The sequence below is a fragment of the Burkholderia oklahomensis C6786 genome (assembly GCF_000959365.1).
GTDB classification, from domain to species: Bacteria; Pseudomonadota; Gammaproteobacteria; order Burkholderiales; family Burkholderiaceae; genus Burkholderia; species Burkholderia oklahomensis.
In genome coordinates this window covers 2,044,856-2,069,777 of sequence record NZ_CP009556.1, presented here as the reverse complement: position 1 = coordinate 2,069,777, position 24,922 = coordinate 2,044,856, and the positions used below count along the sequence as shown (strand labels likewise).

The following is a 24,922-nucleotide window of genomic DNA, read 5'->3' as shown; positions in this document are numbered from 1 at the left end:
CCCCCGTCCGCTACGGCGCGAATCTCAACGTATGCCGCGCGTCGCCGGGCAGGAACGGCGTCGGCTCCGCGCGCACCCACGCATCGTGGCCCGCCAGGAAGAACGGACTGAGCGGATGCCCGCTCTGCCCGCCCGGCATGTTGAAGATCCCGAATTCCTCGTGCCCCGGCGACACGACCATCCGCTCGGACTGCCCGAAATCCGGCGCGGCGACGCGCGGCATGTGCGAATCGCCCGGCATCTGCGCGGCGGGCGCCGTCAGCCGGCTGCCGAGCAGCGGCAGGCTGCCGGCGAACGGATGCGCGATCCGCAGCGTGTTGCGCGCGCCCCAGCTCGCCTGCGCGAGCGGCGCGCCGTCGGCCGTGAGCGCGGCGATGGTCCGGTCGATCGCCATCAGCTGGACGTCGCGCCAGCTCGACGCGCCGGCCGGCAGCCAGCCCGGCGGCTGCGCGTCGAGCAGCCGCGCCACGACGGCCGGCCAGCGCGGATTCGCCAGTTCGTAGTCCGCGCCTGCATCGACCTGCTTCAGGCGTGCGTCGAGCCCGTCGAACGTGACGTCGTACAGTCGATACAGAAAGCCGCGCGCGAGCGTGTACCCGACCGAATCGAAGCTCGCCCTGCCCGTCCAGCCGTTCGCGAGCAGCCGGCGAAATTCCGCGCGCGACGGATGGCCGGCGAGCGCCGCGTCGTCGAGCACGCGCAGCGCGCGGTCGCGCCACTGCGCAATGAACAGCGCGCGATCGTCGAGATCGAGGCGATACGCCGCCCGTTCGTCGGTGCGGCCGAGCGCCGTCAGCCCGTCGCGCAGCTGGGTCGCGCGCGCGCCGAGATCCGTGCCGCCGTCGCCGATCAGCCGGTACGCGTCGCCCGCCAACTGCCGGTTGTTCGCGGTCCAAATCTGGCCGCCCGACGGATCGACGACGCGCGGATACGCGTCGGGCGGCAGCAGCGACTGCCACGCCGGGCCGTCGCTGCCGCCGTCGCCGTCGCGCGGCGTGCGCCGATCCGGCAGCGCGCCGGCGATGGTCCAGCCGATCTGTCCGGCGCGGTCGCCGACCACGATGTTCTCGGCGGGGATGCCGAGCGTATTCGCCGCGCGGATCGCGCCGTCGACGTCGACGGCGTCCGCAAGACGCGCAAGCCCCAGGTTCACCGCGCCGGGCGACTGCGCGACCCAGTGCACCGCATAGAGCCGGCCGCCGATTTCCCGCACCGGCCCGGCCGTCGTTTCCAGCACCGTCAGCGCGACGGGCGCGCCGCCCCGCACCCGGATCGATTCGACGTACCGGCGCGCGACCTGACGCGCGCCGCCCATCCGGAACGCGAGCGGATCGTCGCCGTCCCGCTCGAGCGGCACGAGGTCGAGACAATCCGCGTAACCGACCGTGAAGCCCCAGGCGACATGTCCGTTGCTGCCGGCGACGATCGCCGGCAGCCCGGCGAGCGTCACGCCGACGGCTCGCCGGACGGGCGCCGCGCCGGCCGGATACGTGAAGGCCGCGCGATACCAGGTGTTCGGCAGGCCGAGCACGAGATGCATGTCGTCGCCGACGATGGCCGCGCCGCGCGCGCTGCGGCTGCCGGCGATCGCCCAGTTGTTGCTGCCGACCGACGACCGGAAGTCGAGCGACGCGCGCTTGGTCGCGCCGTCGCCTGCTGCGCCGAACCAGTCGGGCGCGGCGTCGGGCAGCGGCGCGGGTTTTTCGTCGATGCGCGACGCATCGAGCGGTGCGTCGAATCCGCTCGACGACGGCAGCAGGAAGGCGGCCTGCTGCGACGTCGCGTGTTCCGTGAGCCAGTTACGCGCGATGTCGCGCGACGCGAGCGTGCCCTGCACCTGGAAGTACATCGCCCAGATCACGAGCAGCGAATCTTCGGGCCGCCACCGCGCCGGCCGCTCGGCGATCAGCGCGTATTCGAACGGTCGCGCGCGGAGCGCGGCGAGGCCGTCGTTGACGCCTTGCGCGTAGCGTCGAAGCAGGCGCTGCTCGTCGGGCGGCAACTGCGCGAGCGCGGCGGCGGCGCGCGCGCGAAACCGGAACAGCCGGTGCTCGCGATCGAAATCCAGCGCGGCGGGCCCGAGCAGCGCCGCCAGCTCCCCCGCTCCGGTCCGGCGCAGATAGTCCATCTGGAAGAAGCGGTCCTGCGCGTGCAGGTAGCCGATGCCGTAGGCGGCGTCGAAGCGGTCGCGCGCGGCGACGGTCGGCACGCCGGCGGCGTCGCGCTCGATCGTCATCGGCCCGCCGAGCGCCGGCGCGCGCACGTCGCCGTCGAGCTGCGGCAGGCTCGCGCGCAGGAACAGCGCCGCGCCGGCCGCGACGAGCAGCGCGCCGAGGATGATGAGGCCCGGCAGGATCTTGAGCCACCGCCGCAAGCGGTTCGTGCGAGAAGTCATGGGTACGCGGGTTCGTGAGACGAGACGGTGAGACGGGATGGCGCCGCGCCGCCCGCCTCCCGTACGGAGCGGCGGGCGGCCGGCGCTTCGAGGCCGCTCAGTGCTTCGAGATCAAATAGCTGCCGAGCGCCAGATAGTCGATGTCGGTTTTCATGAACGTGTTGATCGCGTCCTGCGGCGTGCACACGATCGGCTCCGAATCGTTGAACGATGTGTTCAGCAGCAGCGGCACGCCCGTCAGCGCGTCGAACTCGGCGATCAGCCGGTGGTAGCGCGGATTGTCTTCGGCGTACACCGTCTGCGCCCGCACCGTGCCGTCGAAGTGCACGACGGCCGGAATCTGCCCGGCCTTCTCCGCGCGGACGCGCGACGTCGTCAGCATGTACTTGCCGGCCGCGACGCTCGCGCTGCCCTCGAACCACTCTTCCGCGCGCTCGCCGAGGATGCTCGGGCAGAACGGGCGATACAGCTCGCGGTGCTTGACCTTCACGTTCATCAGCTCGCGCACCGCCTTGTTGCGCGGGTCCGCGAGCAGGCTGCGGCCGCCGAGCGCGCGCGGGCCCCACTCCATCCGCCCGTTGAACCAGCCGACGATGCTGCCGCCCGCGATCAGCTTCGCGACTTCCTTCTCGATGTCGACCTTCCGGTACGCGAGGTTCGTGCGCTGCAGGACCGTCTCGATCTCGCCGTCCGAATACTCGGGACCGAGATACGCATGGTTGAACACGTATTCGCGCGGATGGCCGAGCACCTGATTCCAGATCAGGAACGCCGCGCCCATCGCGGTGCCTGCGTCGTTCGACGCCGGCTGGATGAACACGTCGTCGAACAGCTTCTCGCGCACGATCACGCCGTTCGCCGCGCAGTTCAGCGCGACGCCGCCCGCCATGCAGAGGTTCCGGTAGGTCGTGCGATCGAACTTGCGCAGGATGTGCAGCAAAACCTGCTCGGTGAGCAGTTGCAGCCCTGCGGCGACGTCGACGTACGCCTGCCAGTCGTCGGTGTTGAAGTCGACGGGCTCGTGCCGGCGCGGCAGCCCGAACAGCGTTTCGAGCGTCGTGAAATCGGGCGATTCGTGGCGCAGCACCGCGAGATCGACCGTCATGTTCTCCTTGTCGGTGACGATCCGCGAGAACAGGTCGATGGTCTTCGCGCCGTCGCCGTAGGCGGCGAGCCCCATTACTTTCGACGCGTCGTACTGGCTGAAGCCGAGATACTTCGACAGCTTCTCCCACACGAAGCCGAGCGAGTTCGGGAACAGGAAGTCGTGCACCTTCGTGAGCGTCGCGCCGTCGCCGTGATAGAGCGACGTGCTCGCCCACTCGCCGATGCCGTCGATCACGAGCACGGCCGCCTTGTCGAACGGCGACACGTGGAACGCGCTCGCCGCATGGCAGTCGTGGTGCGGCAGGAAATGGAATTCGCCCTTGAAGCCGGCGTCCTCGATCAGCTGCCGGCGCGACGACAGCACGCCTTCGGCGAAATTCAGCCCGCCTTCGAGCGTCTGATAGCTTTCCTTGTCGAGCGGCCATTCGTGCGCACCGCCGTTCCCCGAGCGCCACGACGCGACGCCCTTCTGCAGGATGTCCGGGCTGAACGAGTAGCCGATGTGCGCGCACGCGTCGAGGCCGATGCCCGCCGCGTCGAGACACTTGCGGATCGCCTTCCACGGCAGTTGCCCCGTCGTCTCCGGCGTCGACAGCTTGCCGTGCTTGATCCGGTTCAGGCGCTCTTCCTCGATCGCCATCACCACCTGGCCGTCCTTGATGAGGCAGGCGGCGGACTCATGATATGCAGCGTTGATGCCTAGTATGTACACGTTGACGTCCTTTCTGGTTGTCTCGATGGTCCGCTTCTCGATGTGTGCGCGTTCCGGCCGGCGGCAAGCCGGAACGCGCCGTCATTCGCGTCACGCACGCCCGGTCAGCAGCGTTTCCAGATAGCGAATGGTCGGGTTCTCGTAAAACTGGCGCAGCTGGATCTTCACGCCGTAGCGGCGGCCGACCTCGGCGACCATCTCGATCGCCTTCAGCGACTGCCCCCCCAGCACGAAGAAATCGTCGGTCACGCCGATCTGCTCGACTTGCAGGAGGCGCTCCCACACGTCGATCAGCTCGCGCTGCAGCGCGGTGCTGGCCGCCTCCCTGCCCGGCCGCTCGTCGGCCTCGATCACCGGCAGGTTCCGCGCGTCGACCTTGCCGCTGTCGGTCAGCGGGATGGCGGGGATGAAGTGGACCTGGTCGGGGATCATGTAGTCGGGCAGCGACTGGCGCAGCCACGCGCGCACCGCATCGCGCGTCAGGTACGCACGAGCGCCCGCGCCTTGCCCGAGCGCGTCGGCAGGCTCGGCGGCGGCGCCGCCGCCCGCGCTCGCGAGCAGCAGGCGCGCGAGCCCGAGCGCCGCCGCGAGCCGCCGCCACTGCGCGAGCAGCGCCGCGCGCGCGGCGGGCGGCGTCGCCAGCGCGCCCGTCGCCGCATCGTCGAGCACGTACAGCGCGTTCGGCTCGACGCCGTCGTCCTGCTGCGCGAGCGCGAGCCGCCGCGCCGCGTCGCGGCCGAGCGCAGGCGCGGCGGACGGCGCATCGCCGCCCGCCGTCGCCTCGATCCGAAGCGGCACGGCCTGGCAGAACGCCGTCACCGCGCTCGCGCCGTCCGTCACGACGAGCTGGCACGCCGGGAAACGGCGCGCCAGCTCGCGCGCCGAATCCGAATCGTCCGGCGCGCCCGGCAGCGACGCGAGCGCCGCCGCGGCGAGCTCCGGCCGCTGCTCGAGCGTGAAGGCGTACAGCGGCGCGCCGCCCGGCCCGGCCGGCACCTGATGGTCGATCGCCGCCTGCTCGACGTACGCGACGAGCCGGCCGCCGTGCGCCGCGTCCTCGCGGTACTGGAGCGCGGCGGCGGCGATCGCCGGATGGCCGCGCAGCGCGCTGCCGATTTCGTCGAGCTCCACGCGATTGCCGCGGATCTTCAGCTGCTTGTCCGCCCGGCCGTGGAAGTAGACGACGCCCGTTCGATCGCAATGCCCGAGGTCGCCCGTCCGGTACAGCCGGAGCGGCGCGCCGTCGACGACGACCTCGACGAACGCGCGCGCCGTGCCTTCGTCGTCGTTCAGATAGCGCCGCGCGAGGCCCGGCGACGCGACGCAGATCTCGCCGATCACGCCGCGCGGCACCGGCTGCAGGTGCGCGTCGAGCACGTGGAGGCTCGCGTTGCCGACGGGCCGGCCGATCGGCACGGTGTCGCCCGCGAACGGCTCGCCGCAGTCGAAGCGGCTTGCGTCGACGGTCACTTCGGTCGGGCCGTAGTGGTTCGCGAGGCGGCAGTCGAACGCGCGCGCGAAGCGCTCGGCGAGGCCGCGATACAGCGCCGCCGCGCCGCAGATGACCTGCCGCAGCGACGCGAGGCCCGCGATCTCGCCCCGCTCGCGGGCGTCGACCAGCGTCTCGAGCATCGCCGGCACGAACTGGGCGAGCGTCACCCGCTCGCGCTCGATCACGTCGGCGAAGCCGTGCGCGCTCTTGAGCGCGTCGTCGCCCATCACGACGACGCGGGCGCCGGACGCGAGCGGCCAGAACACGTCCTGGATGAAGACGTCGAACGTGAACGGCGTGTGGAACAGCACGCGGTCGTTCGCGTCGAGGCGATAGGTCCGCTGCAGGTCCGCGAGCATGCTGACGACGCCGCGATGCTCGATCTCGATGCCCTTCGGCACGCCGGTCGAGCCGGACGTGTGCAGGACGTACGCGAGCTGCCGCGGATCGACGGGCGGCGGGTTGCGGTCCGAATAGCCGCCGAGCGCGCCCATCACGTCGTCGACGCACACGACGTCGTACGGGAACGCGGCGAACGCGCGCCGCTGGCCGCTTTGCGTGAGCGCCCAGCGCGCGCCCGCGTTGCGCAGGATCGCATCGACGCGCTTTTGCGGATACTGCGTGCCGATCGGCACGAACGCGCCGCCCACCTTCAGGATCGCGTACAGCGCGACGACCATCTCGAACGACGGCCGCAGCATCACGGCGACGTTGTCGCCGCTCGCCACGCCGAGCGACAGCAGATAATGCGCAAGCCGGTTGGCCTGCCGGTTCAGCGTCTCGTAGTCGTACTCGACGCCCTCCGCGACGAGCGCCGTGCCCGCTGGCGTGCGGGCCGCCTGCCCGGCCATCAGCGCATGCATCGTCGCCGTCCCGTCGTAGTCGACGCGCGGACCGTGCAGCACCGCGGGCGGATTGCCGTTCGCGCCGACCATCGTGTAGCGGGACAGCGGCTCGTCCGGGTCGTCGAGCACCTGATCCATCAGCGCCGTCATGTTGTCGAGCATCTGCTCGATCGTCGACGCGTCGAACAGGTCGGCGTTGTAGATGCAGCTGAACATGATGTCGCTGCCGAACTGGTCGACGACGAAGTTCAGATCGAACCGCGACGACTTGTTCTCCGTGTCGATCACGTTCTCGAGGCTGAGCGCGAGGCCGTCGAATTTCAGCCGGCCCATCAGGTCGGTCTTGTTGTTCTGCACGCCGTACATGATCGAGAACAGCTTCGGCCGCGACAGGTCCTTCTCGTGCTGCAGCTGCTCGATCACCTGGTTCGACGGATAGTGATAATGCTCGAACGCCTCGAGCGTGCGCTGCGACACCTGCGCGAGCAGCTCGCCGAACGTCATGTTCTCGCCGATCGTGCAGCGGATCGGCATCGGCGTCGCGAACAGGCCGAGCAGCGGCTTCAGTCGCGCGTCGGCGCGCCCCGCGATCGGGCAGCCGATCACGAAATCGCGCTGGCCGCTGATGCGGCTCAGGTAGCAGTCGAGGATCGCGAGCTGCAGCATGAAGAGCGTCACGTCGTGCTGCTTCAGATACGCGTCGATCTTGCGCACGACGCCGCGCGGCAGCCAGGTCCGCAGCGCGTCGCCGCGGTACGACATCAGGTTCGGCCGCGGACGGTCGGTCGGCAGGTCGAGCGGCGGCGGCAGCGTGCGGTACATGTCGAGCCAGTAGCGCTTGTGCTCGTCGAACGCGCCCGAGCGCAGCTGCTGGTGCATCCATTGCACGTAGTCGAAATAGCCGACCTCGATCGCCGGCACGTTCGGCGCGCGGCCCGCCGCATGCGCGTTGTACAGCTCGCTCAGCTCCAGCATCAGGTTGATCAGCGACGTCTCGTCCCAGATGATGTGGTGCACGACGAAGATCAACTGATGGAAGTCGCCCGCGTAGCTCGCGACGTGCAGCCGGAACAGCGGACCGTTCGCGAAATCGAACGGCGCGGTGCCGAACCGCGCACCGAGCCGGTTCGCCTCGTCGATCGCGTCGGCGCCGGCGAGCGTCGTGCGATCGAGGAACACGTCGTCCGCGCGGATGTCGATCGCCGGATCGACGATCTGGATCGGCGCGCCGTCGCGATAGTCGAACTTCACGCGCAGCACGTCGTGCCGGTCGAGGATCGTCCGCCACGCGGCGACGAACGCGTCGCGGTTCAGCTTGCCGGTGAAGAACAGGTCGGCGACGCTGATGTTGTAGACGGGGCTCGTCGGATCCATCTGGTACGCGTACCACTCCGGCACCTGGCACGGCGCGAGCTCGTAGTGCGCGCGCGCCGGCAGGCGCTCGATGCGCGCGGGCCCGGCCGCGTCCGCCGACGTGCGCAGCGCGTCCAGCGCCGCCGCGACGTCGCGCAGCCGCGGCGACTGGAACAGCGTGCGCAGCGGCAGCGCGACGCCGAACAGCGTGCGGATCCGCAGCGTCAGCTCGGCCGCGACGAGCGAATGGCCGCCGAGCTCGAAGAAGCTGTCGAGCGCGCCGATCTCGTCGACGTCGAGCAGCTCGCGCCACAACTCGGCGAGCCGAGCCTCGGTCTGCGTCGCGGGCGCGACGTGCTCGTTGCGCCGGAAGATGTCCTGATCCGCCGGCTTCGGCAGGCGCTTGCGGTCGACCTTGCCGTTCGCGTTCAGCGGGAATTCGTCCATCAGCACGAACGACGCGGGCACCATGTAGCTCGCGACGCGGCCGGCGACGAACGCGCGCAGCTCGGCCACGGTCGGCGCCGGATGGCGATGCGGAATCACGTAGCCGAGCAGATACAGGCGGTCCTTGCCGTCGCGCGCGGCGGCCACCACCGCCTGACGCACGTTGTCGTGATCGCCGATCGCCTTTTCGACTTCGCCGATCTCGACCCGCTGGCCGCGGATCTTCACCTGGAAGTCCTCGCGGCCGAGGAACTCGAGGGTGCCGCCCGGCCGGTAGCGCGCGAGATCGCCCGTCTTGTAGAGACGGCGGCCCGGCTCCGGCGAGAACGGGTCCGGCACGAACGCGCGCGCGGTGCGCGCCGGATCGCCGAGATAGCCGCGCCCGACGCCGACGCCGCCGATGTAGACCTCGCCCGTCACGCCGACCGGCACCGGCTCGAGACGCTCGTCGAGCAGATAGGTCGTCAGGTTCGGCAGCGTGCCCTGGATCGGCACGTACGGGAACGCGGTCGACAGCGGCGCGCGGATCCACAGGTGGCTCGTGTCGTCCGAGCACTCGGTCGCGCCGTACGTGTTGACCACCGGAATGTGCGGCGCGCACGCGAACCAGCGCGCGCACAGCGCGGGCGTCAGCGCTTCGGCGTTGCTGACGTATACGCGCACCCGGTCGAGCCGATGATGGCCCGGCCGCGCTTCGAGTTCGTCGATCAGGATCTTCATGTGCGACGGCACCGATTCGAACACGGTCACGCCGTCGGCGTCGAGCTGCGCGAACAGCTGCTGCGGATCCCACGCCGCGTCGCCCGGCATCACCGCCGTGCGGCCGCCGGCCAGCAGCGCGACGAGGTATTGCCAGATCGACACGTCGAAGGTCGTCACGGCCATCTCGGCGACGACGTCGTCCGCGCCGATCGCCAAGTCGCCGATCTTCGCGAGCAGGTGGTTCAGCATCCCGAGCTGCTCGATCATCGCGCCCTTCGGCTGCCCGGTCGAGCCCGACGTGTAGATCACGTACGCGAGCGAAGACGGCGCGAGCGGCAGGAAGTCGACCGCCGCCGCGGGCTCGCGCAGCAGCGCGTCGAGCGCAAGGCGCGCCGCCTGCGTCGTCAGCGCGTGCGCGCGATCGGCGCTCGCCGCGTCGTGCACGACGTAGCGCACGTTGCCCAGCTCGGCGATCCGGTCGAGCTTGTGCGTGGGATCATCGGGGTTCATCGGCGTGAACGCGACGCCCGCCTTCAGCACGCCGAGCATCGCGACCAGATAGTCGAGATTGCGGCCGATCAGCAGCCCGACGAGATCCTCGCCGCGCGCGCCGGCCGCGAGCAGATTGCGCGCGACGCGATCGGACGCGCGGTCGAGCTCGCCGTAGGTCAGCGACGCGGCGCCGCAGGTCGCCGCCACGCGCGCCGGATGCAGCGCCGCCTGCCGCGCGAACAGATCGCGCACGTAGACGCCGTCGGGCAGCGGCCGCGACGCCTGGTTCAGCGTGCGCACCTGGTACGCGCGCTCGTCGTCGCCGAGGAGCGGCAGCGCGTGGAGCGCGCCGTCCGGATGCGCGGCGACGCCGGCGAGCAGGTTCCGGTAGTGATCGGCCATGCGCCGGACCGTCGCGGCCTCGAACAGGTCGGTGCTGAACTCGAAGCCGCCGTGGAGCCGCCCGTCCTGCGCCCAGGTCGCGAGGTACAGATCGAACTTCGCGCTCCGGTGCTCGGGCTCGACGCTCGTCGCGACGAGCCCGTCGAACGCGGCCGGTTCGAGCGCGTCCGCCTCCTGGTACGAGAACATCGTCTGGAACAGCCCGCCGCCATCGCGTTCGCGCCGCGCGTTCACGCCGGCCGCGATTTCTTCGAGCGCGACGTCCTGGTGATCGAACGCGTCGAGGCAGGTCGCGCGCACGTGCTCGAGCAGGCTCGCGAAGGTCATCGACGGATTCGCCCGCACCCGGATCACCAGCGTGTTGACGAAGAAGCCGACGACCGACTCGAACTCGGGCCGCGTGCGGCCGAGCGCGGGCACGCCGATCAGCAGATCGTCCTGCCGCGCGTAGCGCGCGAGGAGCGCCGCATACGCCGCGAGCAGCAGCATGAACATCGACACGTGATGCCGTTGCGCGACCGCCTGCAGCCGCGCGGCGAGCGCCGCGTCGAGCTCGAACGAGAACGCTTCGCCGCTGCCGCTCGCTTGCGGCGGGCGATTGAAGTCGGTCGGCAGTTGCAGCACCGGCAGCGTGCCGTCGAGCTGCGCGAGCCAGTAGTCGAGCTGACGTTCGCGCTCGCCGCCGTCGAGCACGCGGCGGTGCCACGCGGCGAAGTCGCGGTATTGCAGCGCGCGCGGGGACGCGTCGTCAGCGGATTGCGCCGATGCGCGGCCGCCGCGCGCCGCGTTGTAATGGCGCGCGAGGCTGCGCTGGAACAGGCCCACCGACCAGCCGTCGACGACGATGTGATGAAACACCGACAGCAGCACGTGCTCGTCGTGCGCGAGCGTCGCGAGCGCGAACGTCGCGAGCGGTCCGCGTGCGAGATCGAACGGCGTGTCGAGCGCGCGGCGCACGAGCGCATCGAGCGCGGCGTCGCGCGCATCGGGCGCGAGCGCCGACAGGTCGTGCACGTCGAGCCGCGGCTGCGCCTGCGCGGCGATCACCTGCAGCGGCGTCTCGCCTTCGATGACGAACGTCGTGCGCAGCGATTCGTGCTCGTCGAGCGTGCGCGCGAGCGCCGTGCGCAGCGCGGCGGCGTCGAGCGGCCCGGCAAGCTTCAGCAGGTCCGGCAGATGGTACGCGGTGCTGTCCGGATCGCGCTGATGCAGATACCAGAGCCGGTATTGCGCGCCGGACAGCGGCGTCGCGCGCGCGTCGATCCGCTCGATCGGCTGCGCGGCTTCGTCGAGAACGGCGTCGCGGCTCGCGCGCAGCCGCTCGACGAGCACCGCGAGCGCGCGCACCGTCGGGCAGTCGAACAGCGCGGCGACGGGCAGCCGCACCGCGTACATCGCCTCGACGCGGCTGTTGATGCGGATCGCGAGCAGCGAGCTGCCGCCGAGGCTGAAGAAGTTGTCGTCGATGCCGAACGTGTCGTCGCCGAGCAGCTCGCGCCAGAGCGCGAGCAGCGCCGTTTCGGTCGCCGACAGCGCGGGCGCGGCCACGACCGAATCGTTCGCCGCGAGCAGCAGCGCGCGGCGGTCGACCTTCTGGTTCGTCGTCAGCGGGAACGCGTCCATCACGACGACCTGGGTCGGCACCATGTGCGCGGGCAGCCGCGCGCGCAGGAAGTCGACGAACGCCGCGCCGTCGGTGCCGGTCGCCGCGCGCGCGCCGGCCGGCGCTTTTTCGAGGATCACATAGCCGATCAGCGGATTGCGCGCATGCCGCGCTTCGCCCGCGAGCACGACCGCCTGCGCGACTTCCGGATGCGATTCGAGCACCGCCTGGATCTCCTCCGGCTCGACGCGGATGCCGTCCACCTTCACCTGGAAGTCGGTGCGGCCGAGGTAATGGAGACGTCCTTCGAGGTCGTAGCGGACCAGATCGCCGGACCGGTACAGACGCGCGCCGGGCGCGGCGGCGAACGGATCGGCGACGAAGCGCTGCGCGGTGAGCGCGGGCCGCCCGTGGTAGCCGTGCGCGACGCCGACGCCGCCGATGTAGAGCTCGCCCGGCATGTCGGCGGGCACCGGATTCAGGCACGCGTCGAGCACGTGCAGATGCGCGTTCGCGACGGGGTGGTGCAGATAGACTTCGCCGTCTTCGAGCGCGCGCTCGACATCGATCCGGTCGACGATGCTGCCGATCGAGCATTCGCTCGGCCCGTAGATGTTGTAGAGCGCGATGCGTCCCGCCGTCGCGCGATGCCATTGGCGGATCGCCTCGAGCGTGACCTTTTCGCCGCCGATGCTGACGAGCCGCACCGCGCCGAGCTCGGCCGCGCCGCCGCTTGCCGCGAGATGCTCGCTCAGCACGCGCCAGTACGCGGTCGGCAGCGTGAGGACGCTGATCCGCTGCGCGCGGCACGTGTCGACGAGCGCCGGCACCGAGCGCTTGACGTTTTCGTCGCCGATGTACAGCGACGCGCCCGCGCACAGCGGCGCGAAAATCTCCTCGAGCGACGCGTCGAACGTGAGCGGCGCGAACAGCATCGCGCGATCGCCGCGCGCATAGCCGAAGCGTTCGACGACCGTGCCGATGTAGTTGACGATGCCGCGATGATGGAGCACCGACGCCTTCGGCGCGCCCGTCGTGCCCGATGTGTAGGTCAGGAACACGCCGTGGTCGGGCGTCGCGTCGATGGCCGGCGCGACCGCGTCGCGCGTGCGCCACGCCGCGCCGTCGAGCGCGAGCCGCTTGCCGTCGAAGCGCCCGAGCGGCGCGCCCGCCGACGCGAGCACGTGGCGGCAGCCGCTGTCCGCGATCACCGCGTCGAGCCGGTCCGGCGGCAGCCGGACGTCGACCGGGAAGCAGATCGCGCCCGCCTTGATCGTCGCGATGATGCCGAGCACCGCGTCGACGCCGTGCGCGGCCTCGACGCCCACCACCATCCCCGGCCGCACGCCCTCTTCCCACAGGATGCCGGCGAGCCGGTCGGTCCGGCGCGCGAGCTCCGCGAAGCTCAGCGTTTCCACCGGCGACACGAGCGCCGGGTCCGCCGGCGCGACCGTCGCCCAGCGGTCGACGAGCCGGTGCAGCAGCGCCGGGCCGGCCGCGCCGCCCGCCTCCGCGAGCACGCCGCGATGGTCGACGCTCGCCGCGTTGCGCAGCCGGTCGACGATCGCCTGCTCGTCCGCCGTCAGGAACGCGAGGCGCCCGACGGCCTGATCGGCGTCGGTCGCCACGCCGTCGAGCAGCGCGCGGAAGTTGTCGAGCCAGCGCTCGACGGCCGGCGCATCGAAGCGCTCGGCCGCGTATACGCACGACAGCGTGAGCCCGTCCGCCGCTTCGCGGAACGTGACCGACAGGTCCGCGACCGGCGCTTCCGGCGCGCCGTCGAGCAGCTCGGCGCGCAGGCCGCCGCGCTCGCTGCCGCCGCCCGCCGCGAGCGGCTCCGCCTGCAGGTCGAACATCGTCTGGAACAGGCTGCCCGCCGCGTCCGTGCACTGCTCGGCGATCCGGTCGAACGGCAGCGCGTGATGCCGGTACACGCGGCGCAGATCGTCGCGGACCTGCCGCAGGAGCGCCGCGTAGGACAGGTGCGGCCGCACGCGCGCGCGCACCGGCAGCACGTTGACGAAGAACCCGACGAGGTTCTCCAGCTCCGCGCGTCCGCGATCGTTGTACGGCATCCCGACGACGAGATCGGCCTGCCCGCTCAGCCGGTGCAGCCACGCGAAGTACGCGGCGATCAGCACCTCGTACAGCGACGCCTGCTCGCGGCGCGCGAGCGCCTTCAGCCGCGCGAGCGTGTCGGCCGGCCACGCGACCGACAGCCGGCGGCCGGCGCGCGCCGCGGCGTCGGCGACGTCGGCGCCGCGACGCGCGACGGGCAGCGGCGCATGCGCGGGCAGCGCGTGCAGATAGTCGCGCCAGAACGCGCGCAGCGCGTCCTCCGAGCGGGCCAGCGCGTGCTGCGCCCAGACGCTGTAGTCCTTGTACTGGATCGGCAGCGGAGCGAGCCGCGGCGCACGCTGCGCGCGTTGCGCCGCGTAGCATTCGAGCAGATCGCGCAGGAACACGTTCGCGGACCACGCGTCGACGACGATGTGATGGAAGCTCACGGCGAGCACCGCGCTGTCGGCCGCCGTCTGGATCAGCACGAGCTTGAAGAGCGGCCCCGCGGCCAGGTCGAACGGCTCGACGGCCATCCGAGCCAGGTAGTCGCGGACGAAACCGTCCTGCATCGACGGCGGGTTGCCCGTCAGGTTCATCTGCAGCAGGTCCGCTTCGCGCGCGTCACCGTCCGGCGCGCGCTGGCGCGGGCCGTCTCCGGTGTCGACGATCCGCGTGCGCAGGATCTCGTGCCGCTCGACCACCGCCGACACGGCCGCGCGGAACCGCGCCGGATCGAGCGCGCCGGTCACGCGCAGCGCGCCGACGACGTTGTAGTCGACGCTGCCGCGATTGAACGCCTGCACGAGCCAGAGACGCTGCTGATACGGCGACAGCGGAACCGGCGCGCCGGCCGGCGCGGCGGGAATGCCGGCATAGGCGCCGGCCGCGTCGAGCGCGCGCGCGAGCGCCGCGAGATCCTCGGCCGCGAAAAAGTCCTTCAGCGCAATCTCGCGCGCAAGGCGCGTCTCGATCAGCGCGACGGCCCGCGCGGCCAGCAGCGAATGCCCGCCGAGCGCGAAGAAGTTCGCGTGCGCGTCGTCGACGGGCTCGCCGAGCAGCTCGCCCCAGATGCCGGCGAGCGCGCGCTCGGTTTCCGTGCGCAGCGGCGTTCGCCGCGCATCGGCGTTCGCCGCGCGCGGCGCGGGCAGCGCCGCGTAGTCGACCTTGCCGTTGCTCGTCAGCGGCAGCGCGTCGAGCTCGACGATGTGCGCCGGCACCATGAACTCCGGCAGCTGCGCGGCGATCGCGCGCTTGACGCGCGCCGCGCGATCCGGCGCGCCCGCCGCGCGCGCCGGATCGAACACGACGTACGCGACGAGCTGCGGGCCGGCTTGCGGATGGTCGACCGTGGTCACCACCGCGTCGTACACGCCGGCGTCCGACTTGACGGCATGCAGGATTTCGCTCGGCTCGATCCGGTGACCGCGAATCTTCACCTGATTGTCGGCGCGGCCGACGTAGTCGAGCTCGCCCGCGTCGTTCCAGCATACGAGATCGCCGGTGCGGTACATGCGCGCATCGGGCACGCCCGCGAACGGATCGGCGACGAGCCGCGCGCGCGTCAGCGCGTCGTTCGACCGGTAGCCGCGCATCAGCGACGCGCCGCCGATGCACAGCTCGCCCGGCACGCCGCGCGGCGCGAGCTGGCCGTGCCGGTCGAGCACGTAGACGCGGACGTTGTCGAGTGCGGCGCCGATCGACGGCGGCTCGCCGCCGGCGACTTGCGCGACTTCGCCCGCCGTCGCGACGACGCTGTTCTCCGACGGGCCGTAGTGATTGAACAGCCGGTAGCGGGCGCCGGCGGGCGCGCGGCGCGTGAGCCGCTCGCCGCCCGTCAGCAGATACGCGAGGCTCGGCGAGCCGAGCCAGCCGTCCGCGAGCACCGCGTGCGCGAGCGGCGTCGCGACGAAGCAATGCGTGATGCGCTGCGCGGTCAGCCAGTCTTCGAGACGGCGGGACGACTGCCGCGCCGCGTCCGGCGCGAACCAGACGCTCGCGCCCGTGCACAGATACGGCCAGATTTCCCACACGGCGGCGTCGAAGCCGATGCCCGCCGTCTGGCTCGCGCGGATCGACCGCGGCGCGTCGTGCAGCCCGTATGCGCGCGCATGCCATTGGCACAGGTTCGCGAGGCCCCGGTGCGGGATCTCGACGCCCTTCGGCGCGCCGGTCGTGCCGGACGTGTAGACGATGTACGCGAGATCGTCCGGCGCGGTTTCGATGCCGAGATCGCCGTCCGGCAGCGTCGCGGCTTCCACCGCGAGCGCGTCCCACCAGACGAGCGCGGCGGCGTCCGGCGTCTGCGCGGGCGCGGCGTCCGGCTCCGTGACGACGAGCCGCGCGCCGCTGTCCGCGACGATGCGCAGCTTGCGCGGGTCCGGATAGCGCGGGTCGATCGGCACGTATGCGGCGCCCAGCTTCAGCACCGCGAGCGCGGCGAGCGCGAACGACGGGCCGGGGCGCATGCAGAGCGCCACCCCGTCGCGCGGCGCGACGCCGAGCGCCCGCAGCCGGCGAGCGAGCCGGTTCGCGACCGCGTTGAACACCGCGTAGCCGATGCGCGCGCCGTCTTCGCCCGCGATCGCGAGCGCGTCCGGATCGGCGTGCGCGATCCGTTCGATCTGCCGATGCACCGGCGCGCCGGACCACGGCGCGGCCGGCCCGCCGCCGAGCCGCAGCAGCGCGTCGGCTTGCGCGTCGTCGACGAGCCGCGTGCGGGCGGGCGTCAGGTCCGGCGTTTGCAGCACCTGTTCGAGGATCAGCCGGTATGCGTCGAGCAGGCGCCGCGCCCGCCCGACGCTCAGCGCGGCGCGCCGGAAGTTCAGCGCGATCCGCATGCGCGCGTCCGCGTCGGGGCTGCAGCGCAGCGTCAGGTCGAATTTCGCGCTGCGGTCGGGACGGCGCTCGACGCGGAGCTGCGCGTCGCCGAGCGCGAGCGGCAGCAGCCCGCGCTCCTCGAAATCGAACATCGCCTTCACGAGCTCGCCCGCGCCGTCGCGGCGGTCGCCGCCCGCGAGCTCCACCATCCGCTCGTAGCTGACGTGCGCATGCCGGAACGCGCGGACGCACGCGTCGCGCCATCCGCGCACCTGCCGCTCGAACGCGTCCGCGTCGCCAACCTCGACGCGAATCGGCAGCACGTTGACGAACATGCCGATCATGTCCGCCGTGTCCGGCAGATCGCGGCCCGCGTATGCGATGCCGATCAGCACGTCGGCGTCGCCGCCGAATTTCGCGACGAGCAGGCCGTAGGCGGCCAGATACACCGTCGATTCGGTCACGCCCCAGCGCGCGGCAGCGTCGCGAATTTGCTCCGCGAGATCGGCCGGCAGCGTATCGCCGACTTCGCCGCCGGGCCGCGCGCCGGGCGCATCTTGCGTGTCGAGCGCCGCGGCGGCGCGGGTCGTGCGCAGCGCGGCGATGCCCGCCGGCAGCTCGCCGGCCAGTTGCGTCCGCCAGAACGGCAGCGACGCGGCCTCGCGTTCGCGCGCGGCCTCGGAGCGGCTCCACACGCAGTAGTCCGCGTAGTGCGGGGCGTTGGGCGCGTCGAGCGCATCCGCGCCGGCCGCGTCGCCGCGCAGGCCCGCATAGCGCGCGGCGATATCGTCGAGCAGGATCGCGATCGAGCGTCCGTCCGCGACGATATGATGCAGATTCAGCAGCAGATAGCCGTCGTCATCGGCGAGCGGCAGGTACGCCGCCTTGATGAGCGGGCCGGTCTCGAGATCGAAGCGCTGCGCTTCCCACGCGTCGATCCGCGCCTGCACGGCCGCGTCGCGCGCCGCCGGCGATGCGCCGCCGACGTCGAGAGACAGCCGCTCCACGTCGACGGGCGCCGGCGGCAAAACGACCTGGCACGCTTCGCCGTCCTGCTTCGGGAAGCAGGTGCGCAGCGCTTCGTGGCGCGCGACGGTCTGCGTGAGCGCAGCCGCCAGCCGGTCGAGATCGAGCGCGCCGCGCACCCGAAGCGCGCCGCAGACGTGGTAATCGGTGCTGTCCGGTTCGAGCGCCTGCAGCAGCCACATCCGCTGCTGCGCGGGGCTGAGCGGCACGCGCGCGGGCCGTCCGGCGCGCGTGAGCCGCCCGGGCGGCAGGATGGGCGCGGCGGCCTCGCCGCGCAGGTGCGCCGCGAGCGCCGCCACCTTCGAATGCGCGAACAGGTCGGCAATCGACACCGTGATGCCGAGCCGCGCGCGAATGCCCGACGCGACGCGCGCGACCAGCAGCGAATGGCCGCCGAGCGCGAAGAAATCGTCGTCGGCGCGCACCGGGCCGCAGCCGAGCACATCCTGATAGACGCGCGCGACCGCCTGCGCGACCGGATCGGCAAAGGCGGCTTCGTCGCCGGCCGCGAGCGCCGGAGACGGCAGCGCGCGCCGGCTGATCTTGCCGTTCGCGTCGAGCGGCAGCGCGTCGACGATCACGAACGCGGCGGGCCGCATGTACGACGGCAGCCGGCTGTCGACGAACGTACGCAGCGCCGCTTCGGTCAAGCTCGCGTCGCCCGCGACGTACGCGGCGAGCAGCTTGCCCGACGGTTCGCGCTCGAACGCGATCACCTTGCATTGCGCGACGCCCGGATGCGCGGCGAGCGCCGCTTCGATCTCGCCCGGCTCGACCCGGAAGCCGCGAATCTGCACCTGGTCGTCCGCGCGGCCGACGAAATGCAGGCGCCCGCTTTCGTCGAGCCGCACGATGTCGCCCGTCGCATACATCCGCGATCCCGGCGACTCCACGCCGGGCGACTCCACGCCGGACGCGCACGCGTCGGGGGCCGGCACGAAGCGCTCGGCCGTCAACGCGGGCCGATTCAGATAGCCGAGCGCAAGGCCCGCGCCGCTCACGTACAGCTCGCCGCTCACGCCGAGCGGCGTCGGCCGCAGTTGCGCGTCGAGGATGTGCAGCGACTGGCCGCGAATCGGCGCGCCGATGTCCGGCAGCGGCGCGAGGCGGTCGTACGCGTCGTCGCCGTGAACCGGCTCGACCGCGCCGCTCGTCGTGACCACCGTGTTTTCGGTCGGGCCATACGCGTTGATCAGCCGGAAGCCGTCGTCCGCGCGGCCGCGCGCCTTCAACTGGTCGCCGCCCGTCAGCAGGAAGCGCAGCGCGCGCGGCCGCGCGGCCGCCGCGATGAACGCCTCCGCGAGCGGCGTCGGCATGAAGCAGTGGCTGATCGCGTGCGCGTCGAGCCAGCGCGCGAGCTCGGCCACGTCGTGCCGCGCGTCCGGCGCGGGCTCCGCGAGGCTCGCGCCCGCGCACAGCGCGGGCCAGATTTCCCAGACGGCCGCGTCGAAGCCGGGGCCGGCGAGCATCGCGGCGCGCGCGCCGGCGTCGAGCGCGAATGCGCCGACGTGCCAGTCGACGAGGTTCGCCAGGCCGCCGTGCGTGACGAGCACGCCCTTCGGCTGACCGGTCGAGCCGCTCGTGTAGATGCAATACGCGGGCTGGCCCGCCGCGATGGCGATGCGCGGCAGCGGGCGGCCCGCATGTCGTGCGAGCGTCGCGTCGTCGAGCTCGTCCGCGCAGACGATGTCCGCGCCGGTCGCGGGCAGGCTCGACCGGTCGCGGCGCGTGGTCAGCACGCGCTTCGCGCCGCAATCGTTCAGCAGATAAGCGAGCCGCTCGGGCGGATTCGCGAGGTCGACGGGCACGTAGGCCGCGCCGACCTTGAGCGTCGCGAGCGCGAGGAGCGTCTGCGTCGCGCGCTCGCCGACCGCGACGACGACCCGGTCGCCGGGCGCGACGCCGTTGTCGAGCAGCACATGCGCGAGCGCGTCGGAGGCGCGCGCCAGTTCGCCGTACGTGAGCGTGCGTGCGGTGCCGGCAAGCGCGATCGCGTCCGGCTGCCGGGCCGCCGTGCGGCGGAATCGATCGACGACGCTGTCGCCGTCTCCGCCCGCCGCCGACGCCGGCGCAAGCGCCCGATGCGTCAGGCTGCGGCGCAGCAGCTCGCGCTCCGCGGCCGACACGTGCGGCACGTCGCCGAGCCGCGCGGGCGCGGCGTGCGCGAGCGCCTCCAGCACGCAGCGGTAGTTCGCGGCGAGCCGCTCGATCATCGCGGCCGGGTGGCGATCGGCGCGGTAGCCGATCGACGCCGCGAGCCCGCCGTCGTCGTCGATCAATGTGAAAGCGACGTCGAACGGCGCGCGCTCGTGCCGCGATTCGCACGACGTCAGCGTCGCGTCGCCCAGCGCGAGCCGGCCGCCCGCTTCGCCGAGCGCGAACGGCGACAGCCGGTCGCCGGCGTCCGCCGCGTCGTCGGCTGCGCGTGCGTCGGCGCGCGCCGCGTTCGGCGCGAGCAGCGAGATCACGGTTTGCACGAGCGCGCCGTCCTGCGCGCCCCGCTCGAGCGCGAGCGCTTCGGCCAGCACGGGCAGCGGCAGCGCCTGATGCCGGAGGCCGCCGACGATCGCGTCCTTGACGTCGTGCAGCCAGCCGGCGAGCGGCTTGCGGTCGTCGAGCGCGATCCGGATCGGCAGCACGTTCGCGAAATAGCCGATGGTGCGCGCGTCGGCCGCGCGCGGGCGGCCGTGCGCGGGCATCCCGACGACCACGTCGCGCTGGCCGGCGTAGCGGCCGAGCAGCAGCGCGCCGGCCGCAAACAGCACGTGGTAGGTCGTGAGGCCGTGCCGCTGCGCGAGCGCGCGCACGGCGTCCATCGTCCGCGCATCGATCGCGAAGCGGTGGGCGCGCGCGCCGGCGCTTGCGTCGCGCGCGGGCGTCGAGATCGACGTCGACGTCGAAGGAAACGCGGAGCGCGCCGGCATCCCGCGCAGCCGATCGCGCCAATACGCCGCGTGCCGCGCCGCTTCCGGCGAGTTCAGCCAGCCGCGCTGCCACGCGGCGAATTCGCGATAGCCGCCGGCCGCGGCGAGCGATACGTCGGCGCCGCGCGCGAGCGCGTCGTAGAGCTGCTTCAATTCGGCGATCAGGATGTCGAACGACCACATGTCGACGATCGCGTGATGCAGCGCCAGCACGACGTAGGTCGCGCTCGGCCCTTTCGCGAGCACCGCGCGCCACGTCGCGCGGCTCAAGTCGAACGGCGCGGCGAGCGCGTCGCGCGCGGTCCGCAGCGCGGCCGCATCGTCCGCGCTGCGGACCGTCGATTGCTCAAGCGCATCCGCTTCGCGCGCGACCGGGCGGCCGTCGACTTCGGCGAACGTCACGCGCAGCGCATCGTGGCGTGCGGCGAGGCGCGCCAGCGCGAGCATGAACAGCTCGGGATCGAACGCGCCGTCGACGGCGGCGACGAAGCCCTCGTTGTAATCGCGCGATTCGCGGTCGGCCTGCTGGATCAGCCACAGCGCCGCTTGACCGGGCGTCGCGTTCCAGCCGGCCACCGCCGAGGTCGACTCGAACCCGGCATCGGCGGCCGCCGACGGCGCGGCCGATGCTGCCGACGCCAACTGCGCCGCTTCGCCCAACGCGGCCGTAGCCTCCGCCGAATCCGCCGGCTCCGCCCACGCGCGCTGCGCGAGCGCGCCGATCTGCGCCGCCAGCTCGCCGAGCGTCGCGTCGCCGAACAGCAGCTCCGCGGGCGCATCGATCTTCAGCGCCGCGCCGAGCCGGTGCTGGACGTTGACGAGCGCGAGCGAATCGAGCCCGAGCGCGGCGACGGGCCGCGTCAGGTCGAGCGCGTAGAACGGCGTCTTCATGATCTCGGCGAACTGGCTCAGCACGAAGCCGTCGACGATTCGCGCGAAGCCGTCGCCGCGCGCGGCGGCAAGCATCGCGTGCAGCTCGGCGAACGGCTGCGCGGCGGCGCGTACGCCGGTCTCGCCCGGACGGACGTCGTGGAGCGTCTTCAACCGCCCGTCGTCGAGCTCGGCGCGCACGGCGCCGCGCTGCACCTTGCCGCTCGACGTCTTCGGAATCGAGCGCTCCCTGATCAGCACGAGCCGCTCGAGCGCGAGCCCGTAGCCCGCCGAGATCCGTTCGACGATCGCCGCGGCGATCTCCGCGAACTGCGCGGACGGCGTGTTGCGCCGCACCTCGGCGACGACGGCGAGCGCCTGCGCCGCGGCGTCGTCCGGCGCGGCGTCGTCGCCCGCGAGCGTGAACGCCGCCGCGCCGTCCGGCACGAGCGCCGGATGAGCCGCCGTCGCGGTCGCTTCGAGATCCGACGGGTAATAGTTGTCGCCGCGCAGGATGATCACGTCCTTGCAGCGCCCGGTGACGACGAGCGCGCCGTCATGCAGGAACCCGAGGTCGCCTGTCGCGAGATACGGCCCCGCGCCGTCCGCGGTGCGGTTGCCGAAGGTCTGCGCGGTCTGCTCCGGATTGTTCCAGTAGCCTTGCGCGACGTGCGGCCCCTTGACCCAGATCTCGCCGACCTCGCCGTCGCGGCGGACCGCACGGGTGTCGCGCTCGACGATCGCCACGTCGCAGCCGGCGGCGGGCCGGCCGCAGCCGACCCGCTGAAACACCGTCCGGCGCCCGCCCGACGACACCATCGTTTCTTCGATCACGCCGCTCGGCGCGTGTCCGCTCGATCCGGTGACGAGCAGCGTCGCCTCGGCGAGGCCGTAGCTCGGCCGGAACGCGTCGCGGCGAAAGCCGCATGCGCCGAAGCGCGCGACGAAGCTGTCGAGCGTGCGCACCGAGATCGGCTCCGATCCGTTGACCGCGGCCGTCACGCTCGACAGATCGAGTCCGTCGAGCTGCTCGGGCGAGATCTTCTCGACGCACAGCTGCCATGCGAAGTTCGGCGCGACGGTCAGCGTCGCGCGGAAACTCGACACCGCCTGCAGCCAGCGCAGCGGATTCGCGAGGAAATCCATCGGCGCCATCAGGTACGTCGGATAGCCGACGTAGACGCCCTGCAGCAGCGTCATCAACCCCATGTCGTGGAACAGCGGCAGCCAGAACACCGCGCGGCTGTCCGGCGTGTTGCCGCAGGTCGTGCGGATCATCTCCTCGTTCGCGAGCAGATTGCCGTGCGACACCATGATGCCCTTCGCCTGCCCCGTCGAGCCGGACGTGTATTGCAGGAACGCGACGTCGTCGCGCGCGGCCGCATGCGGCCGGCAGCCGGCCGGATCCACGTCGTCGAGCTCGTCGACGACGACGAGCTCGACCGCGCGAAGCGGCGGATTCTGCTCGATGAACGCGTGAACGGCCGCGTACTGCTTGCGGCACAGCATCACGACGCGCGGCTGCGCGTCTTCGATGATCTTGCTGAGCCGCTCGAAATGGTGGTTGTTGCGCGGCGCGTACGCGGGCACCGCGATGAAGCCGCCGTACAGGCAGCCGAAGAACGCGCTCACGTAGTCGAGGCTCTGCGGGCAGACGATCAGCACGCGATCGCCCGGCGTGCCGCTCGCGGCGAGCCGGGCCGCGATGCGCCGCGCGGCGAGATCGAGCGCGCCGAAGCTGAGCGCGCGATCCTCGTCGTGCGGGCTCAGATAGCGGTAGGCGAGCGCGTCGCCGTTCGCGGCGGCGCGGTGCGTGCACAGGTCGACGAAATTCCCGAACGCCGTCATTGCGCGCCTCCCGCCGCAGCTTGCCGAAGGGCCCGCCATTCGCGGTTCAGCAGCGCATAGCCATACTCGTCGGACCACGCTCCCTTGAAGAAGATGTTCTCGCGATAATGCCCTTCGCGGCGGAAGCCCTGCCGCTCGAGCAGCCGTTGCGCGCGCGCGTTGAGCGCATCCACCGTCGCGACGATCCGGTGCTTGCCGAGATCGGCGAACAGCAGCTCGATCACCCGCGACACCGCCTCGAGCGCGAAGCCGCGCCGCTGCGCGGCGACGTCGAACGTCACGCCCAGCTCGGCCTGGCGTCCTTCGTCGAAGAAATGCACCGCGACGTCGCCGATCAGCGCGCCGTCGGCCTTGTGCTCGGCCGCGATCTGGAACCACGTGTCGTCGGTATCGAACATGAGCGCCTGCTGCTCGGCGAAGAACGCGTTCGCGTCGTCGTCCGTGTACGACGACCAGCTCTGGTAGCGGGCGACGTCGGGATGGTTCCGGTACGCGGTGAACGCGGCCAGATCGCCGCGCTTGAACGGCCGCAGCACGAGGCGCGCCGTGGAAAGGGGAAAAGTGCTCATGCGGGTTCCTTCATGGCCGAAATCGAGATGCGCGTGGGTCAGCGAGACGGCGCTCATCGTTGCGCCTCCGGCACGGCGGCCGGCTGGGACGCCGGGGCGAACGGACGGAGAATCGCCCGCGCCGCGTCGACGGTGCGGCTGATCGCGTCGTCGTCGATCATGTAATGCACGACGGCCCGGATGACGCCGTCGCCGAGCACGCCCATCCGGATGCCCGCGTCGCGCAGCGCGGCGAGAAACGCTTCGTTGCCCGGCTCGACGACGTCGAAGAACACCATGTTCGTCTCGACCGCCGCCGAGCGCAGCGCGATGCCCGGGATCCGCGACAGCTCCGCGGCGAGGCGCGCCGCGCGGCGGTGATCGTCGGACAGCCGCGCGACCATCGTGCGCAGCGCGACGAGCCCGGCGGCCGCCATGATGCCGGCCTGCCGCGTGCCGCCGCCGAGCAGCTTCCGGTAGCGCTTCACGCGATCGATCAGGTCGGCGCTGCCGCACACCATCGAGCCGTATGGCGCGGCGAGGCTCTTCGACAGGCAGAACTGGACCGAATCGACGTGCGCGACGATGTCGGCCGCGCTCGCGCCGAGGCTCGCCTGTGCGTTGAAGAGGCGCGCGCCGTCCATGTGCACGGCGAGCCCGTGCTCGTCGGCGAGCGCGCGCACGTGCCGCAGGTAGTCGAGCGACAGCACGCGGCCGCCGGCGAGGCAATGCGGATTCTCGAGCGCGATCACCGCGGCGGGCGCGCACTGGTAGTCGGTCTTGTCGCGGATCGCCGCGCGCAGCCGCTCGAGCGGCAGGCTGCCGTCGTCCGCGGTCGCGACGGGATGCAGCACCGCGCCGCCGACGAACGACACCCCGCCCGCCTCGTAGTTGTACAGGTCGGAGCGATCGCCGAGGATCACTTCGTGCCCGCGCGGGCATTGCGCGAGCAGCGCGGTCAGGTTGCCGAGCGTGCCGCTCGTGACGAACGCCGCCGCCTCCTTGCCGGTCATGCCGGCCGCAACCGACTCCAGCTCGTTGACCGTCGGATCCTCGCCGTAACAGTCGTCGCCCACGTTCGCCGTGAACATCGCGTGCCGCATCTCGGCGGTCGGCAGCGTCACCGTGTCGCTCAGGAAATCAATCATCGCCTCGGTCCATGTGTTGGGTCGCCCGGCCTGGCTGCGCCGGTTCGTCGTCGAGACAGCCGCCTTCGCGGCCGTCGTCGTGCGTGTCATTGCATGTGCGTGCCGCGCGTCGCGTGCCGTCGCGCCGTCG

General features: G+C 72.0%; 5 protein-coding genes. All 5 read right to left on the bottom strand.

All coding sequences use genetic code 11. From position 1 onward, the window contains the following. Positions 1–10 precede the first annotated feature (10 nt). Positions 11–2,395, bottom strand: coding sequence for a penicillin acylase family protein (locus tag BG90_RS26870; protein ID WP_045568467.1), 2,385 nt, complete (start codon positions 2,393–2,395; stop codon positions 11–13). Between the two features lie 97 nt (positions 2,396–2,492). Beyond that, entirely contained in the window at positions 2,493–4,214 is a 1,722-nt protein-coding gene (locus BG90_RS26865) for a carbamoyltransferase family protein (protein WP_025989800.1), read from the bottom strand. Between the two features lie 90 nt (positions 4,215–4,304). Then, positions 4,305–23,096, bottom strand: coding sequence for a non-ribosomal peptide synthetase (locus BG90_RS26860; protein WP_045568466.1), 18,792 nt, complete (start codon positions 23,094–23,096; stop codon positions 4,305–4,307). Further along, positions 23,093–23,722, bottom strand: a complete 630-nt coding sequence (locus BG90_RS26855; RefSeq protein ID WP_010103528.1) for a GNAT family N-acetyltransferase — start codon at positions 23,720–23,722, stop codon at positions 23,093–23,095. Before BG90_RS26855 ends, BG90_RS26860 begins: the two co-directional genes overlap by 4 nt. Next, entirely contained in the window at positions 23,719–24,882 is a 1,164-nt protein-coding gene (locus BG90_RS26850) for a GntG family PLP-dependent aldolase (protein ID WP_025989801.1), read from the bottom strand. Before BG90_RS26850 ends, BG90_RS26855 begins: the two co-directional genes overlap by 4 nt. Positions 24,883–24,922 lie beyond the last annotated feature (40 nt).